The organism is Rhodopirellula maiorica SM1, assembly GCF_000346295.1.
In the GTDB taxonomy this organism is placed as follows: domain Bacteria; phylum Planctomycetota; class Planctomycetia; order Pirellulales; family Pirellulaceae; genus Novipirellula; species Novipirellula maiorica.
The window spans coordinates 1-1,819 of record NZ_ANOG01000846.1 but is presented as its reverse complement, the minus strand read 5'-3'; the positions used below and the strand labels follow the sequence as shown (position 1 = coordinate 1,819).

General features: G+C 58.2%; 2 pseudogenes. One reads left to right on the top strand and one right to left on the bottom strand.

Annotated elements, in window-relative coordinates:
• Positions 1-643 (bottom strand): annotated as a pseudogene (locus RMSM_RS27210) (lyase family protein); the annotation flags it as partial.
• Between the two features lie 103 nt (positions 644-746).
• Between RMSM_RS27210 and RMSM_RS27205 the strand changes: the two are divergent.
• Positions 747-1,819: pseudogene (locus RMSM_RS27205) on the top strand (hypothetical protein); the annotation flags it as partial.

Sequence of the window (1,819 nt, the reverse complement as noted above, 5' to 3'; positions counted from 1 at the left end):
GGTGTGATCACGATCGATTGGCAGCGTGGTTCCTGCGACCGCCGCAACGCCAAGCGAGCATTCGTTGACGCGTCGGCGACAATCGGCGACGCGGCCCCGATCTCGCTGCAGTTTTTCGATATACGCCATCCAGTAGTGGGGGGCGGATCACTGGCTGAGCACGCTGCAGATGGGTATACGCCGGCAGCACGACATCAAAATCCCGCTCACAGCGGCTCAGGAACGCTCGCTGCAACTCCAGCAACCGAGCGTCCACTGTGTCGAGCGCCTCGCGGACCCACATCCGTACATCGGTGCTGACTTGATCATTGCGGCTGCGGGCGGTATGCAATTTTCGCCCCACATCGCCGATCCGGTCGATCAACGCCTGCTCGATATGCATGTGGATATCTTCGAGCTCGAAGCGGATCGGAAACTGGTCGGCATCCAGTTCGGCCTCGATTTCCTTCAAAGTGTCACGAATCGTCGAAAACTCTTCTCGGGTCAATAAACCGACGCTCGCGAGCATGTCGGCATGCGCGATCGAACCGCGAATATCCTGTTGATACATGCGTCGATCAAAGCTAATGCTCTCTGCAAACGCCTCCAATCGCTTGTCGGTACTCGCCTGAAAAACGCCACTTCGTGATGGACTATCTGCCATCGCCCTATCCTGTTGCTGAGTCGGTCTTAATAATGGAACTTCGCTGCCATTATCACCCAACAAACCTGGGTGACGACCCCAAGCAGATAAAGAAAAATTACCCATGAAATATTGTTCTCCTACGATTTTCGCCGATCCGACGACGGTCTCACCCGGCCACCCTCAGGATGCTGGCCAGCAGGCATCCACCCCGCCCGCCCCCCCATTGGCGTGCCTCGCGATGCTGGCAGTGTTGCTGGTATTGGCGGTTCCCTCAGCCGCAACGGCCCAGCAAGTCCTCGCTTTGGCGCAGGCGGGCGAGCCATTCGGGGTGGCCACGATTGAAATTCCGTTGGCCGCGGGGGTCCCGATCGGGTCGCTGCCCCCGCTTCGTGTCACCGATGCGCAGCGCCGGGTGTTCTATCCAGTGGGGCAAGAGGTTCGGCAAAAATTGATCCCGCCATCCGAGCGGCCGGTGCCCGAGGCGGGGCAAGGTCGATTGCTTCGTCGTGTCGGAAAATTGATCCGTGAAATCACCAGCAAAGACCAACCTACCGAAGAGACGATTGCAAGACGGATCTCGTTCCTGTTCCAAGGCAATGAACCGATGGTGGTCGCGCTGAGCGATACGTCCGGCGTGATCGGCGAATATCAATTAAATCCGGAACCCAATCCGGCAATGCATGCCCAACTCTTGGACCAGTGGTGGACCGACTACACCGCGGCCGCCAAAACGCGAATCGATGCTGGCGATTACCCACCATGGGTTGAGACCTATTTAGTGGCGATGTTGTCCGGCCGTTTGCATCTGCCTATGCCCGCTTGGTTCACCGCCGAGGCTGAGGCGCAGGACACGTTGGTGTCGACATTGAAATTGATGGCGGGTGCCGAGCAAGCGACCGAGGCGATGTATCGCCAAGCCGCGATGGGACAACCTATCGCACCCGACATGAGCCGAGTCGTCTCCGTTCCCGCCGCTCCGAGATGGACCGAGCCGATTCCGATCCCCAACGATGCGAACGACAACACGGCGATCGAACCGCTAGCGACGCGAGTGCCGCCAGAATGTTTTTACATTCGATATGGATCGTTCGAAAACTATCTGTGGTTTCGTGATCTTTCCGAAGAGTACGGCGGCGATGTTTCGCGAATGGTGACGCTAAGAGGTTTCCGCAGCCCTGGAACCAAGGCCATCGA